This is a genomic window from Pseudomonas sp. PH1b, assembly GCF_000633395.1.
In the GTDB taxonomy this organism is placed as follows: Bacteria; Pseudomonadota; Gammaproteobacteria; order Pseudomonadales; family Pseudomonadaceae; genus Aquipseudomonas.
Window position 1 is genome coordinate 19,792 of sequence record NZ_AYMU01000004.1, and the last position, 12,537, is coordinate 32,328.

The 12,537-nt window shown below is 66.0% G+C and carries 8 protein-coding genes; 2 read left to right on the forward strand and 6 right to left on the reverse strand.

Annotated elements, in window-relative coordinates; all coding sequences use genetic code 11:
* The first annotated feature begins 231 nt into the window (after positions 1-231).
* Complete coding sequence (gene purL / locus U873_RS0106855) at positions 232-4,128, forward strand: phosphoribosylformylglycinamidine synthase (RefSeq protein ID WP_025127540.1); 3,897 nt, start codon at positions 232-234, stop codon at positions 4,126-4,128.
* Positions 4,129-4,133: 5 nt separating this feature from the next.
* Positions 4,134-4,445, forward strand: a complete 312-nt coding sequence (locus U873_RS0106860) for a YqfO family protein (RefSeq protein WP_025127541.1) — start codon at positions 4,134-4,136, stop codon at positions 4,443-4,445.
* A gap of 114 nt (positions 4,446-4,559) precedes the next feature.
* Here the strand turns inward: U873_RS0106860 and nagE are convergent, their stop codons facing one another.
* The 6 genes from nagE to U873_RS0106890 all read right to left on the reverse strand — a co-directional run bounded on the left by nagE (position 4,560) and on the right by U873_RS0106890 (position 12,512).
* Entirely contained in the window at positions 4,560-6,278 is a 1,719-nt protein-coding gene (nagE, locus tag U873_RS0106865; RefSeq protein ID WP_025127542.1) for an N-acetylglucosamine-specific PTS transporter subunit IIBC, read from the reverse strand.
* 22 nt (positions 6,279-6,300) lie between these two features.
* Positions 6,301-8,835, reverse strand: coding sequence for a phosphoenolpyruvate--protein phosphotransferase (gene ptsP / locus U873_RS0106870; protein WP_025127543.1), 2,535 nt, complete (start codon positions 8,833-8,835; stop codon positions 6,301-6,303).
* A 29-nt stretch (positions 8,836-8,864) separates the two neighbouring features.
* Positions 8,865-9,887 (reverse strand): SIS domain-containing protein, encoded by a 1,023-nt coding sequence (locus U873_RS0106875; protein WP_025127544.1) that lies wholly within the window; start codon positions 9,885-9,887, stop codon positions 8,865-8,867.
* Positions 9,868-10,974, reverse strand: coding sequence for an N-acetylglucosamine-6-phosphate deacetylase (nagA, locus tag U873_RS0106880; protein WP_025127545.1), 1,107 nt, complete (start codon positions 10,972-10,974; stop codon positions 9,868-9,870). The genes U873_RS0106875 and nagA overlap by 20 nt, the downstream gene beginning before the upstream one ends.
* A 29-nt stretch (positions 10,975-11,003) precedes the next feature.
* Positions 11,004-11,735: a GntR family transcriptional regulator gene (locus U873_RS0106885; RefSeq protein WP_025127546.1), complete on the reverse strand. Its 732-nt coding sequence runs from the start codon at positions 11,733-11,735 to the stop codon at positions 11,004-11,006.
* 273 nt (positions 11,736-12,008) lie between these two features.
* A complete protein-coding gene (locus U873_RS0106890; protein ID WP_025127547.1) occupies positions 12,009-12,512 on the reverse strand; it encodes a murein L,D-transpeptidase family protein in 504 nt (167 codons plus the stop codon).
* Between the last annotated feature and the right edge of the window lie 25 nt (positions 12,513-12,537).

Genomic DNA, 12,537 nt, shown 5'->3' on the forward strand with positions numbered 1-12,537 from the left:
TCTGCTAGCGATCGGCGAGTGGCTCTGGAGGCCTCAAGAATGGGGCTTGCGCCCTTCATGTGACAATTGAAATAACCCGGCGAAATGACCCTGATGAGCCTTTGTTATAGGGCGAGGGGGCCAGGCCGACATTCGGAGGCACCCGGGATTGGGTTTCGAGTGCCGATGCCAGCGGTTTACGTTAGAATGCACGGCCTCAAAGCACACCCCCTTCCCGAGGCTGTCCCGAAGATGTTGATCCTGCGCGGCGCTCCTGCCCTTTCTGCCTTTCGCCACAGCAAACTCCTTGAGCAACTGAGCCAGAAGATCCCGGCTGTCAGTGGCCTGTATGCTGAATTCGCTCACTTCGCCGAGGTTACCGGCGTCCTGACCGGCGACGAACAGCAGGTGCTAGCGCGCCTTCTGAAGTACGGCCCCAGCGTTCCGGTACAAGAACCTGCAGGTCGCCTGTTCCTGGTCCTGCCGCGTTTCGGCACCATCTCGCCCTGGTCGAGCAAGGCCAGCGACATCGCCCGCAACTGCGGCCTGAGCAAGATCCAGCGCCTGGAGCGCGGTATTGCCTTCTATGTGGCCGGAGAATTCAGCGATGCCGACGCGCAACTGATCGCCGACCTGCTGCACGACCGCATGACCCAGATCGTGGTGGCCAACCTGGACCAGGCTGCCGGCCTGTTCAGCCACGCCGAGCCCAAGCCGCTGACCGCCATCGACCTCCTCGGTGGTGGCCGCGCAGCCCTGGAGAAGGCCAACGTCGAGCTGGGCCTGGCCCTGGCCGAAGACGAGATCGACTACCTGGTCAACGCCTTCCAGGGGCTCAAGCGCAACCCCCACGACATCGAACTGATGATGTTCGCCCAGGCCAACTCCGAGCACTGCCGCCACAAGATCTTCAACGCCAGTTGGGACATCGACGGCCAGAGCCAGGAAAAATCCCTGTTCGGCATGATCAAGAACACCTACCAGATGCACAGTGAAGGTGTGCTGTCCGCGTACAAGGACAACGCCTCGGTGATCGTGGGCAACGTTGCCGGTCGCTTCTTCCCGGACCCTGAGACCCGCCAGTACGGCGCGGTACAGGAGCCTGTGCACATCCTGATGAAGGTCGAGACCCACAACCACCCGACCGCCATTGCCCCATTCCCGGGTGCTTCCACCGGCTCCGGTGGCGAGATCCGCGACGAAGGCGCTACCGGTCGTGGCGCCAAGCCCAAGGCCGGCCTGACCGGGTTCACCGTTTCCAACCTGCAGATCCCGGGTTTCGAGCAGCCGTGGGAAGTGCCTTACGGCAAGCCCGAGCGCATCGTTACCGCGCTGGACATCATGATCGAAGGCCCGCTGGGCGGCGCCGCGTTCAACAACGAATTCGGCCGTCCGGCCCTGACCGGCTACTTCCGTACCTTCGAGCAGTCGATCACCACCCCCCGTGGCGACGAGGTTCGCGGTTACCACAAGCCGATCATGCTGGCGGGCGGCATGGGTAACATCCGTGCCGAACACGTGCAGAAGGGCGAGATCGAGGTCGGCTCCAAGCTGATCGTCCTCGGTGGCCCGGCCATGCTGATCGGCCTGGGCGGCGGCGCTGCTTCCTCGATGGCCACCGGCACCAGCTCGGCCGACCTGGACTTCGCTTCGGTACAGCGCGAAAACCCGGAAATGGAACGCCGCTGCCAGGAGGTCATCGACCGTTGCTGGCAATTGGGTGACAAGAACCCCATCAGCTTCATCCACGACGTGGGTGCCGGCGGCCTGTCCAACGCCTTCCCCGAGCTGGTCAACGATGGCGACCGTGGTGGGCGTTTCGAGCTGCGCAATATTCCCAATGACGAGCCGGGCATGGCGCCCCACGAGATCTGGTCCAACGAATCCCAGGAGCGTTATGTGCTGGCGGTGGGCGCGGCCGATTTCGAGCGCTTCAAAGCCATCTGCGAGCGCGAGCGCTGCCCGTTCGCGGTAGTCGGCGAAGCCACTGCCGAGCCGCAGTTGACCGTGACTGACAGCCACTTCGGCAACAGCCCGGTGGACATGCCCCTCGAAGTGCTGCTGGGCAAGGCCCCGCGCATGCACCGCTCGGCGGTTCGCGAGAACGAGTTGGGCGACGATTTCGATCCGTCGACCCTGGACATCGCCGACAGCGTCGAGCGCGTCCTGCATCACCCGGCCGTGGCCAGCAAGAGCTTCCTGATCACCATCGGCGACCGCACCATCACCGGCCTCGTGGCCCGTGACCAGATGGTCGGCCCGTGGCAGGTCCCGGTGGCTGACGTTGCCGTCACCGCCACCAGCTTCGATGTCTACACCGGCGAAGCCATGGCCATGGGCGAGCGCACTCCGCTGGCCCTGCTGGACGCTCCGGCCTCGGGCCGCATGGCCATCGGCGAAACCCTGACCAACATCGCCGCTTCGCGGATCAACAAGATCTCCGACATCAAACTGTCGGCCAACTGGATGTCCGCTGCCGGTCACCCAGGTGAAGACGCGCGCCTGTACGACACCGTCAAAGCGGTCGGCATGGAGCTGTGCCCTGAGCTGGGCCTGACCATTCCGGTGGGCAAGGACTCGATGTCCATGGCCACCCGCTGGAGCGATGAAGGCGCAGACAAGAGCGTGACCTCGCCGCTGTCGCTGATCGTGACCGGTTTCGCCCCGGTGGCGGACATCCGTCAGACCCTGACCCCAGAGCTGCGCATGGACAAGGGCATCACCGACCTGATCCTGATCGACCTCGGTCGCGGACAGAACCGCATGGGCGCCTCGATTCTCGCGCAGACCCACGGCAAGCTCGGCAAGCAGGCTCCGGACGTCGACGACGCCGAAGACCTCAAGGCTTTCTTTGCGGTGATCCAGGGCCTCAACGCCGACGGTCACCTGCTGGCCTACCACGACCGCTCCGACGGTGGTCTGCTGGTCAGCACCGTGGAAATGGCCTTCGCCGGCCATTGCGGCCTGAGCCTGAACCTCGACGGCCTGGCGGAAACTTCCGCGGAAATCGCCGCGATCCTGTTCAACGAAGAGTTGGGCGCGGTGATCCAGGTTCGCCAGGATGCCACTGCGGACGTACTGGCCCAGTTCAGCGCTGCCGGCCTGGGCGACTGCGTGGCGGTGATCGGCCAGCCGGTCAACAACGGTCACATCAATATCGAGTTCAACGGCGAAAGCGTGTTTGCCGGTGAGCGTCGTTTGCTGCAACGCCAGTGGGCCGAGACCAGCTACCAGATCCAGCGCCTGCGGGACAACGCCGATTGCGCCGAACAAGAGTTCGACGTGCTGCTGGAGGAAGACAACCCGGGCCTGAGCGTCAAGCTGGGCTTCGACGTCAACCAGGACATCGCCGCGCCTTATATCAAGAAGGGCGTGCGTCCCCAGGTGGCGGTCCTGCGTGAGCAGGGCGTCAATGGCCAGGTGGAAATGGCTGCAGCGTTCGATCGTGCCGGTTTCAACGCGATCGATGTGCACATGAGCGACATCCTCGCCGGTCGGGTCGACCTCAACGAGTTCAAGGGCATGGTCGCCTGCGGCGGCTTCTCCTATGGCGACGTCCTGGGTGCCGGTGAAGGCTGGGCCAAATCGGCGCTGTTCAACAGCCGCGCCCGCGATGCCTTCCAGGGCTTCTTCGAGCGCAACGACACCTTCACCCTGGGTGTGTGCAACGGTTGCCAGATGATGTCCAACCTGCACGAGCTGATCCCGGGCAGCGAGTTCTGGCCGCACTTCGTGCGTAACCGTTCCGAGCAGTTCGAGGCCCGGGTGGCGATGGTCCAGGTTCAGGAGTCGAACTCGATCTTCCTGCAGGGCATGGCCGGTTCGCGGATGCCGATCGCCATCGCCCACGGCGAAGGCCATGCGGAATTCGAGAGCGAGGAAGCCTTGCTGGAAGCCGACCTGTCCGGTTGCGTGGCCCTGCGCTTCGTCGACAACCATGGCAAGGTCACCGAGCGTTACCCGGCCAACCCGAACGGTTCGCCACGGGGCATCACCGGCCTGACCAGCCGCGACGGCCGCGTCACCATCATGATGCCGCACCCTGAGCGAGTGTTCCGTGCCGTGCAGAACTCCTGGCGTCCGGAAGAGTGGAACGAAGATGCGGCGTGGATGCGCATGTTCCGCAACGCTCGCGTCTGGGTGAACTGAGGCTGATGTACAAGCTCAGCTTCTTCGTGCCTCCCAGCCATGTGGAGCAGGTCAAGAATGCCGTGTTCGCCGCCGGTGGCGGCCGAATCGGTGATTATGACCAGTGCGCCTGGCAGGTGCTCGGCCAGGGGCAGTTCCGCCCGTTGGACGGCAGCCAGCCGTTTCTCGGGCAGACCGGCCTGGTGGAGCATGTGGAGGAGTGGAAGGTCGAGCTGGTGGTGGCCGATGAACTGATCCGCAGTGTGGTGATGGCCCTCAAGCAGAGCCATCCCTACGAGACGCCGGCCTATGAGGTGTGGCGCCTGGAAACGTTCTGAAGCTATCCACAGACAAAAAGCCCGCTGAACCGGAAACGGTCAGCGGGCTTTTTTATGCCCAGGGAGCGAGCGCCAGCCGCAGGCTGTGCATCAGGCTGGCGAGGCGCCTGCGCCTCAGGCGTTAGCGCCGACCTGGCGCGGGTCCAGCAGGGGTTGCAGGGCACTGTTGAGCCCCGTGGCCTTTTCGCCGATCAGCACATGCCAGACATTCCCCTGCAGGTGGCGCAAACCCCGGCAGCCCAGGGCCTGGAGTGCCGGTTCCGAGAGGGCACGGTTGTCGTCGACCCTGACGCGCAAGCGGGTCAGGGCTACGCAATCCAGCTGCAACAGGTTGCCTGCGCCGCCAAGGGCTGCGAGCCAATGCCGGGCTTCCTGTTCGCCAATGTGCACCGGTGGCGCAGGTTCGTCATCGGGCGCGGCGGCGACGCCGGAGTGCTCCCCAGTGGCCAGCGGCAAGGCTTGGCGGATCTCATCGGCAATGCTGTCGGCCAGCGGGCCGACCACCACCTGCAGGCTGCCGCCCTTGCCCGGGCGCACCACGGCCATGGCGCCCAGGGCCTTGAGTTGCGCATCGCAGGCGCGGTTGCGGTCGGCCAGTTCCAGGCGCAGGCGGGTGGTGCAGGCGCCGACGGTGATCAGGTTGCCGGCGCCCCCCAGGGCCTGGATATAGGCGTCGGCGCGTTGCTCGCTGCCGAGCTCGGCCTTCTCACCGGCAGGGCTGTCTTCACGGCCCGGGGTCTTCAGGTTGAAGCGGCGAATGCAGAAATCGAACACCAGGTAGTACACCACCGCGTACAGCAGCCCCACCGGAAACACCTTCCAGCCGTTGGTGGAGCGGCCCCAGCCCAGGGCCATGTCGATGGCGCCGCCGGAGAAGGTGAAGCCCAGGTGGATGTTCAGCAGGTTGGTCAGGGCCATGGCCATGCCGGTGAGCAGTGCGTGCACCAGGTACAGCAGTGGTGCGAGGAACATGAAGGCGAACTCGATGGGCTCGGTGACCCCGGTGAGAAACGAGGTCAGGGCCATGGACAGGAAAATCCCGCCCATCACCTTGCGCCGTTCCGGCGGGGTGTTGCGGTACATGGCCAGGCAGGCGGCGGGCAGGCCGAACAGCATCATCGGGAACATCCCGGTCATGAACTGGCCGCCCTTGGGGTCGCCGGCGAAGTAGCGGGTCAGGTCGCCGGTGACCACCGCGCCGGTGGCCGGGTCGGTGAAGCTGCCGAAGATGAACCAGGCCATGTTGTTGAGGATGTGGTGCAGGCCGGTGATGATCAGCAGCCGGTTGAACACGCCGAAGACGAAGGCGCCGAAGCTGCCGCTCTCCAGCAGCAGTTGGCCGAAGCTGTTGATGCCGTGCTGGATCGGCGGCCAGATCAGGCCGAACACCACCCCCAGGCCCACGGCGGTGAAACCGGTGGCAATGGGCACGAAGCGCCGGCCGCCGAAGAATGCCAGGTACTCCGGCAGCTTGATGTCCTTGAAGCGGTTGTACAGCGCGCCGGCCATCAGGCCGCTGATGATCCCGGCGAGCATGCCCATGTTGATGCTGGCGTCGAGCACCTTGAGGGTCGAGATCATCACCAGGTAGCCGATGGCCCCGGCCAGCCCGGCAGTGCCGTTGTTGTCCTTGGCAAAGCCTACGGCAATGCCGATGGCGAAGATCAGCGCCAGGTTGCCGAAGATCGACTGTCCGGCGTCGTGGATGATCGCGATGTTCAGCAGGTCGGTGTCACCCAGGCGCAGCAGCAGGCCGGCAATGGGCAGGATGGCGATGGGCAGCATCAGTGCCCGTCCGAGGCGTTGCAGGCCCTCGATGAAATACTGGTACATGGCGTCTCTCCGGGAGTTCTTGTTATGGGTGCAGAGGCCAATGCTGCGCACAGGCCTGACGGACTGCGGCGGCGCCGGGAAGGTTGAGCAGCGACTGGGCCAGGTGCTGGCACTCGGCGGCGTCCAGCTGGCGTACCCGCTCCTTGATCTCGCCCACCTGGGGCGCACTGACCGACAGCTCGCTGACCCCAAGGCCGATCAGTACCGGAGTGGCCAGGGGATCGGATGCCAGGGCGCCGCACACCCCGACCCAGCGTCCGTGGCGCTGGGCGCCGGCGCAGGTCTGGGCGATCAGCCGCAGCAAGGCGGGGTGCAGGGCATCGACCCGGGCCGCCAGCCCGGCGTGGTCACGGTCCATGGCCAGGGTGTACTGGGACAGGTCGTTGGTGCCGATGGACAGGAAGTCGGCGTGCTCCGCCAGTTGCTCGGCCATCAGCGCGGCGGCCGGGACTTCGATCATCACCCCCAGCTCCGGGCGCCGGGTCAGGCCCAGCTCGCCGGCCAGGGCATCCAGGCGCTGGCGGATATGCAGCAGCTCGGCCACTTCGGTGACCATGGGCAGCATCACCCGGCAGCGCGCCACGGGGCTCACCTGGAGTAATGCGCGCAATTGCTGATCCAGCAGTTCCGGCCGGGCCTGGGCCAGGCGAATGCCCCGCAGGCCGAGCACCGGGTTGGCCTCCGCCGGCAGCGGCAGGTAATCCAGTTGCTTGTCGCCGCCGACGTCGATGGTACGAATGATCACCGGCTTGTCGCCCATGGCGTCCAGCACGGCCTGATAGGCCTGGCGTTGCTCGGCCTCATCCGGGGCGGTGTGGCGATCGACGAAGAGAAACTCGGTGCGCAGCAGGCCGACGCCATCGGCACCGCTCTGGTGGGCGTCCCGGGCTTCGGCGCTGGAGGCGACATTGGCGGCCACCTCGATCTGCCGGCCGTCCCGGGTCAGGGCGGCGGCATGGGCGTGCTGCTGTTGCTGCTGGCGCCGTTGCCGACGGGTTTCATGGGTTTGGCGCACCTGTTCGATGCGTTGCGAGTCCGGCGCCAGTTCCAGGCGCCCGGCGTCGGCATCGAGCACCACGTGCTGGCCGTTGTCGAGGCCCAGCAACGGTGTACCCAGGGCCACCAGGCAGGGCAGGCCCTTGCCCCGGGCGAGAATCGCCACGTGGGAGGTGGCGCCGCCGGCGGCCATGCACAGCCCGGCCACGCCCTGGGCGCTGAGTTGCAGCAGGTCGGACGGGGTCAGTTCCTCGGCGGCGACAATGGCCCCGGGTGGCAGCTCGTAGTGCCAGGCTTCCCCCAACAGGGCGCGCAGCACCTGTTGCTGCAGGTCGCGCAGGTCATTGGCACGCTCCGCCAGAAGCGGGTTGCCCAGCTGTTGCAGCACCAGGCACTGCTCGGCGATGGCCGCACTCCAGGCGTGGGTGGCGGCCTGGCCCTGGGCGATGGCCTGGTCGGCGGCGTCCAGCAGGGTCGGGTCTTCGAGCAGGGCCAGATGGGCATTGAAGATGTCCTGTTCGTCCTGGTCCCGGCGCTGCCTGGCTTGTTCCAGGGTGTGCTGGACATCGCCGCGGACCTTGTCCAGGGCCGTGCTCAGGGCCTGTCGCTGGGGCGCGGGCGGATGCTGGCCCGGATCTTCCGGCAGTTCCATGGCCGAGAGGCGAAACAGCGGGCCGCAAACCAGCCCTGGAGCGGCGCAGACACCTTGCAGCATACCGTCCTCGATCGGTCGTTCGAGGACCTGAGCAGGCGCCGCATTGCGGGCATGAGTCGCGGTCGCCAGCGGGGTGCCGAGGGTCTTGAGCAAGGCTTGCAAGGCTTCCTGGCAATCGGCGCCCTGGCAACTGACCAGCACCTCATCCTGTTCGCCGATGCCCAGGCCCAGCAGGGCGATCAGGCTGGAACAGGGGGCGCTCTGGCCCTTGAAGGTCAGCTGGGAGCGGCTGTTGAAGTTTGCCGCTGCCTGGCGCACCAGGGCGGCGGGGCGAGCATGCAGGCCGCCGTGATGGGCGACCTTGACCCGGGCGCTGGCCTGCTCATCGGGTGCCACCTGGGACGCGGCCTGTGATGAGCCCTGCGCCTGGGCATTGAGGCGTCGGGTGATGTGCAGCAAGGGCTCGCCCACCTTGACCTTGTCCCGGGCCAGGGGGCGCAGCTCGAACTCTTCGCCATTGGTCAGGATCAGCAGGCTGATCAGGCTCCTGCAGTGTTGCGCCACATGGTCCAGGTCGACCCACAGCAGGGGCTGGCCGGCGCTGACTTGCTGGCCTTCCTCCACCAGCAAGGCAAAGCCTTCGCCTTGCAGTTCGACGGTGTCCAGGCCCAGGTGCAGCAGCAGTTCGGCGCCGTTGGCGGCCCGCAGGGTCAGGGCATGGCCGGTGCGTGCGACCTGGATCACCTGGCCGGCACAGGGCGCGTGCAGGGTGTCGTTGAGGGGGTCGATGGCAATCCCGTCGCCCATGGCGCCGCTGGCGAACACCGGGTCGGGGACATCGCGCAGGGGCAATACCGGCCCGCTGAGCGGGGCACTGAGCGTCAGCTCGTTATTGTTGTTGTGCATGGCGCAGTACTCATCGATCAAAGGGGGGCTTAGTGAGTGCGGGTCACTTTGCTCAGGTGGCGCGGCTGGTCGGGGTCCATGCTACGGGCCTCGGCGAGACTGGCGGCCATGACGTAGAAACTCTGGATCGCCAGGATCGGGTCGAGCACCGGATGCTCCGCGCGGCTCAGGGTCAGGTCGCGTTGCTCGATGTCGTCCGGTGCCGCCAGCAGCACCTTGGCGCCACGCTGGCGCATGTCGGCGGCCAGGCTCAGCAGGCCACCCTGTTCTGCGCCACGGGGGGCGAACACCAGCAGCGGGTAGTCGTGATCGATCAGTGCCATCGGACCGTGACGGACCTCGGCGCTGCTGAAGGCCTCGGCCTGGATGGCCGAGGTTTCCTTGAGCTTGAGCGCGGCTTCCTGGGCGATGGCAAAGCCGGCACCGCGGCCGATCACCATCAGCCGCTGGCAATCGCGCAGGGCGTGGGCCGCCAGGCTCCAGTCCTGGGTTGCCGCCTGCTGCAGGCCTTCGGGCAGGGCCAGGCCGGCCTCGAGCAGTTGAGGGTCGTCATTCCAGTGGCCGATCAGGCGGGCGCTGGCGCTGAGGGTGGCGATAAAACTCTTGGTGGCGGCCACGCTCTGTTCGGCACCGGCCCACAGCGGCAGGGAGAATTCACTGGCGGCCTCCAGCGGGCTGTTCTCCGCATTGACCATGGCCACGCTGAGGGCGCCACGCTTGCGCAGCAGGCGCACGCTGTTCACCAGGTCCGGGCTCTGCCCTGACTGCGAGAAGGCGAACACCGCCTGGCCGCTGACCCGCAGCGGGGCCTGTTGCATGGTCACCACCGACATCGGCAGCGAGGCCACCGGGATACCCACCTGCTGCATGGTCAGGTAGGCGAAGTAGCTGGCGGCGTGGTCGGAGCTGCCCCGGGCCACGGTCATTGCCACTTGCGGCGGCTGGCGCCGCAGGCGGCCGGCGACCTCGATCAGCGACGGGTCCAGGTGCAGCAACTGGCTGTGCACGGCCGTGTGCGAGGACAGCGCCTCTTCAAGCATTTTTGAAGTCAATGTCTTCTCCTTCGACCATGACGGCGGTCAGTGTGAGTGCGCGGTCCAGGCGCACGCTGTCGGCCCAGCTGCCGGGCTGCAGGCGGCCGCGCTCGGGTATGCCGAGGTAGTCGGCGGGATATTGCGAAAGTCGCTGCGAGGCTTCGGCCAGGGGCAGGCCGATCTTCACCAGGTTGCGCAGCGCCTGGTCCATGGTCAGGGTGCTGCCGGCCAGGGTGCCGTCCGGCAGGCGCACCCCGCCCAGGCACTTGGTCACGGTGTGGCTGCCGAGCTTGTATTCGCCGTCCGGCATGCCGGCGGCGGCCGTGGAATCGGTGACGCAGTACAGGCACGGGATCGAGCGCAGGGCCACGCGCATGGCACCGGGATGGACGTGCAGCAGGTCGGGAATCAATTCGGCGTACTGGGCATGGGCCAGGGCGGCACCGACGATGCCTGGCTCACGGTGATGCAGCGGGCTCATGGCGTTGTACAGGTGGGTGAAGCTGGTGGCTCCGGCGGCGAGGGCGGCCACGCCTTCTTCGTAGCTGCCCAGGGTGTGGCCGATCTGCATGCGCACGCCCCGGGTACTGAGGGCGCGGATCAGGCCGTCGTGGCCGGCGATTTCCGGGGCGATGGTGATCACCCGGATCGGCGCCAGGGCAAGGTATTGCTCGACCTCCGCCAGCAGCGCGGTGTGGGCGAAGTTGGGCTGGGCGCCGAGTTTGCCGGGGTTGATGTAGGGGCCTTCCAGGTGCACGCCCAGGACCCGGGCACAGCCCTGGGGGCGTTGTTCGGCGTAGGTCCCCAGCTCGCCCAGGACCCGGGTGATCTCGGCGGTCGGCGCGGTCATGGTGGTGGCCAGTAGCGACGTGGTGCCGAAGCGCAGGTGGGTACGGGTGATGGTATCGAACGCTGCGGTGCCCTCCATGATGTCCTTGCCGCCACCGCCATGCACATGCAGGTCGATAAAGCCCGGCAGCAGGTAGGGCAGGTCGTTGTCTGCCGGATCGCAAGGCTGGCCCTCGATGCTCAGGACCTTGCCGTCGCGGTGGACCAGGCGGCCGCGGATCCAGCCTTGGGGGGTGAGGATATTGTCTTCGGACATGGGGAGTTCTCTGGCACCAGGGGCGCGGGTCAGCGTCGCAGTTCAGCGACGAAGTCGTAGTAGTCGTTGCGGCAATAGGTGTCGGTGACTTCGATCGGCGTGTTGTCTTCCAGGTAGCCGACCCGGGTCATCAGCAGCATCGCAGTGCCCGGGGCGATCCCCACCAGGGCGGCAAACTCGTCCGAGGCATTGATCGCCTGGATGTGTTGCAGGGCGCGGACCACGGGGCGGCGGATGCTGTCGAGGTATTCGTAGAGCGAGTCGCCGACTGCCTCAGGGTGGGGAATGATGTGGGCCGGCAGGGTGCTCATCTCGATGGCCATCACCGTGTCGTCGGCTTTGCGCAGGCGCTTGAGCCGCGCCACCTTGTCGTTGGGCGACAGGCCGAGGCGGATCAGTTCTTCATGGGTGGGCGGGGTGAGGGTGCGCTCGAGCCATTGCGAACCTGGCACGAACCCCTTGAGGCGCAGCATCTCGCTGAAGCCCGAGAGCCGGGAGAGCGGTTGCTCCAGGCGTGGCGTGATAAAGGTGCCGGAGCCCTGGCTGCGGCGGATCAGGCCTTGTTCGAACAGCACTTCCAGGGCCTTGCGGGCGGTGACCCGGGAGATGCCCAGCAGTTCGCTGAGGTTGCGTTCCGAAGGCAGCGCCTGCTCGGCTTTCCACTGGCCGGCGTGGATCGCCGCTTCCAGGTTGCGGGCCAGTTGCAGGTACAGCGGGGTGGGCTGGGTGTCGTCGGGACGCAGGGTCAGGAGCTGGTTCATCAGTAGGTTTCCGATGCGGTTATTTAGGTTGTTGTCGCCCGGTAGTGGCGAAAAACTAATACCACTTAAATACCATGTCAACGCCACTGATCAGCTGAAGGCGCCATAAACCGGGTGTTTTTTATGCGGGATCAAGGGGGGAGGAGGCGAGTGGTATTAGAGCGGTCTGGCAGTGGTAGCCATTCTTCTGCTCGCGACCCCGGGCGGGTCGCGAAGTGGTATGCGTGCCCAGGCAGGGCAGGAGGGAGTGAAATATTTTTGCCCGCAAGGGCTTTAAGGGCGGATTTCGATCATGGTGCCGTCCTTGACCAGGTTCCAGATCTCGCGCATGTCGACGTTGCGCATGGCGATGCAGCCATCGGTCCAGTCCAGGGTATGGAAGTACTGCTCCGGAAACTCCTCGGTGTCCGGGGTGCCGTGGATCATGATCATGCCTCCCGGGTCCACGCCTTCACGCCGCGAGCGGGCGGCATCGGTGATGTTCGGGTAGGAAATGTGCATGGCCAGGTAGTAGCGGTCGCTGGTCTTGCGCCAGTCGAGCCAGTACAGGCCTTCGGGCGTGCGCTTGTCACCCTCCATGAGCTTGGTGCCCTTGGGCCTCTTGCCCAGGGAAATCCGGTAGGTCTTCAACGGCTTGCCGTTGTTGATCAATTGCAGCTGGTGGGCGGATTTGAGGACCAGGACCTTTTCGATCACTTTGCCATCCAGGGTTTCCACCATGGAGGCCTGGGACAGGGTAACGACGGAACAGCACAGAAGGGCAAGCAACCAGCGCATTGACACGATATCCCCAGGCGCGCAC

Bases quoted from the DNA above. Each gene is read 5' to 3' on its own strand.
- purL (WP_025127540.1), top strand. From the start codon at position 232: ATGTTGATCCTGCGCGGCGCTCCTGCCCTTTCTGCCTTTCGCCACAGC.
- U873_RS0106860 (WP_025127541.1), top strand. From the start codon at position 4,134: ATGTACAAGCTCAGCTTCTTCGTGCCTCCCAGCCATGTGGAGCAGGTC.
- nagE (WP_025127542.1), bottom strand. From the start codon at position 6,278: ATGTACCAGTATTTCATCGAGGGCCTGCAACGCCTCGGACGGGCACTG.
- ptsP (WP_025127543.1), bottom strand. From the start codon at position 8,835: ATGCACAACAACAATAACGAGCTGACGCTCAGTGCCCCGCTCAGCGGG.
- nagA (WP_025127545.1), bottom strand. From the start codon at position 10,974: ATGTCCGAAGACAATATCCTCACCCCCCAAGGCTGGATCCGCGGCCGC.
- U873_RS0106885 (WP_025127546.1), bottom strand. From the start codon at position 11,735: ATGAACCAGCTCCTGACCCTGCGTCCCGACGACACCCAGCCCACCCCG.
- U873_RS0106890 (WP_025127547.1), bottom strand. From the start codon at position 12,512: ATGCGCTGGTTGCTTGCCCTTCTGTGCTGTTCCGTCGTTACCCTGTCC.